2 protein-coding genes and 1 pseudogene are annotated in these 2,101 nt (G+C 31.5%); all 3 read left to right on the top strand.

Annotation, left to right across the window (positions count from 1 at the left end; all coding sequences use genetic code 11):
* Nucleotides 1-331: transglycosylase family protein (locus tag IEU88_RS13565; protein ID WP_188350414.1), on the top strand; the 331-nt coding region annotated here is incomplete at its 5' end.
* Between the two features lie 229 nt (nt 332-560).
* On the top strand, nt 561-1,454 hold the full coding sequence (locus tag IEU88_RS13560) for a LysR family transcriptional regulator (RefSeq protein WP_103373387.1): 894 nt from the start codon (nt 561-563) through the stop codon (nt 1,452-1,454).
* Nucleotides 1,455-1,827: 373 nt separating this feature from the next.
* A pseudogene (locus IEU88_RS13555) lies at nt 1,828-2,101 on the top strand (transglycosylase); the annotation flags it as partial.

Genomic DNA, 2,101 nt, shown 5'->3' with positions numbered 1-2,101 from the left:
ACCACAAACTGAATCAACACAACAACCACAACAAGAAGCAGCTTCAACACAATCATCAGATAGCTCAAGTGAAGCATCAAGTGGTTCATCAGTAGATGTAAATGATCACTTGAAACAAATTGCAGAACGTGAATCAGGTGGCGATCTTAAAGCTGTAAATCCATCTTCAGGTGCAGCAGGTAAATATCAATTCCTACAAAGCACATGGGATTCAGTAGCGCCAGCTGAATATCAAGGTCAATCACCAACAGAAGCTCCAGAATCAGTACAAGACCAAGCAGCAATGGACCTTTATGAATCTGAAGGTGCTTCACAATGGGTAACTGCTTAATTTATTCAGTATTAATTTAAAAGTAACAGTCTAATATAATGAGGAGCGAAATAGAAATCATTTCACGCATATATGATTTTTGTTTCGCTCTTTTTTTGTTTTGTATTACTATCAACAGTTTGTTGTGTTTTCTCTATCAAATATTGTTGTTGGCAACCCATGATTATCTATTTAGGATGTTAATGGTAGACTATATATGAAGCGTATATTTTAAGTAAGGAGGTTGTATATGGAATTACGAACACTGATGTATTTTACTGTTATCGCTAAAGAAGGGAGTATGACGCATGCATCTAATGCCTTACATATTACACAACCCACGCTTTCAAGACAGATGAAAGCTTTAGAGGAAGAATTGGGTGTAAAACTTTTTACTAGAAGTAATTACAATATACAATTAACTGAAGCAGGAACACTTCTTAAAAAAAGGGCAGACGAAATATTAAGTATGTCTCAAAAAGTACAAGACGAATTTAAAGTCTTAGATAGTAAGGTGAAAGGTGATGTATTTATTGGTTGTGGTGAAACTAAAGGTATGTCATTTATTTCTAAAATTATTAAAGATATTCAATTAGATTACCCGGATATTCATTTTCATATTTACAGTGGTAATTTTGATGATGTTACTGAAAAGTTGGATAAAGGGTTATTAGATTTTGGTATTTTAATTCAACCTGCAAATTTAAATAAATATAAAGCAGTTCATTTACCAAGTTCAGATATTTGGGGGTTAATTGCTAAAAGAAGTAGTGAATTAGCCCAAAAATCTTATGTTACTAGGGAAGATTTGGTAAACTTGCCGTTAATTTGTTCAAGACAAGCCATAGATGAAACACATGCATCCAATGAATTTACAGGTTGGTTTGGCCATTTATTTTCTGATTTAAATATCGTAGCCACTTTTAATTTAGCTTATAATGCCGGGTTATTAGTGAAGGAAAATGTAGGTTACGCTGTGACAATAGACAGTATCATTGATGTTTCTAAAGAAAATGGTCTTTGCTTTATTCCTTTATCTCCAAAATTAGAAGCAAAACATAATATTATCTGGAGGAAAAACCACACATTTTCTAAAGCTTCCGAATTATTTTTAGAAAAATTATTAGAAAAAACCAATGCATAAACGAAAATAACTTTATAAATGATGGGTTGAAAAAATGATTTATAAAAAAATCGAGCAATTAAATGCTAAGTTAAATGTGACAGATTTTGAATAAAAAGTATTTTTGTTACAAAGTTATTACAATTAAATATAAATTATAAATAACCTTAGGGCGATTGTGATCATGTTCTAAGGTTTTTTAAGTTCTGTAATAATTATATTCTATGTCATTAGGACGTAAAAATTCTAGGTGTTTTTTTAACTTCACTGTAACCCACAAGCATTTTATAGATGTTACAGTGGGAACTAGCAAATTTGAGAAAAGTAATTTTGCAAAAAACGAAAACACAAATTAAACAATTAAAAGTATATCTCTTAGGAGGATTTATTAATAATGAAAAAAACAGTATTAGCATCAACATTAGCAGTAGGATTAGGTGTAACAGGAATCGCGGCAGGAAATTCAGCAGATGCATCAGAACAAGGTATTGATCAAGCACAATTAGCACAAGAAGCACAAAATAATCCATCACAATTAAATGCAGAAGCATTACATGATGGTTCATATAATTATAACTTCAACCAAAATGGAACAAACTATAATTTTGAATCAGATGGTACAAACTGGTCATGGAGCTATGGGGAAGGCTCAAATTCAAATGCATCAA

Origin of the sequence: Staphylococcus nepalensis (assembly GCF_014635045.1) — a bacterium.
GTDB lineage: Bacteria > Bacillota > Bacilli > Staphylococcales > Staphylococcaceae > Staphylococcus > Staphylococcus nepalensis.
The sequence above is the reverse complement of the archived record's forward strand: the minus strand, read 5'-3'. Positions and strand labels throughout refer to the sequence as shown.

What these genes read in the sequence shown, in the direction of transcription:
- IEU88_RS13560 (WP_103373387.1), top strand. Translation starts at nt 561, where the DNA reads ATGGAATTACGAACACTGATGTATTTTACTGTTATCGCTAAAGAAGGG.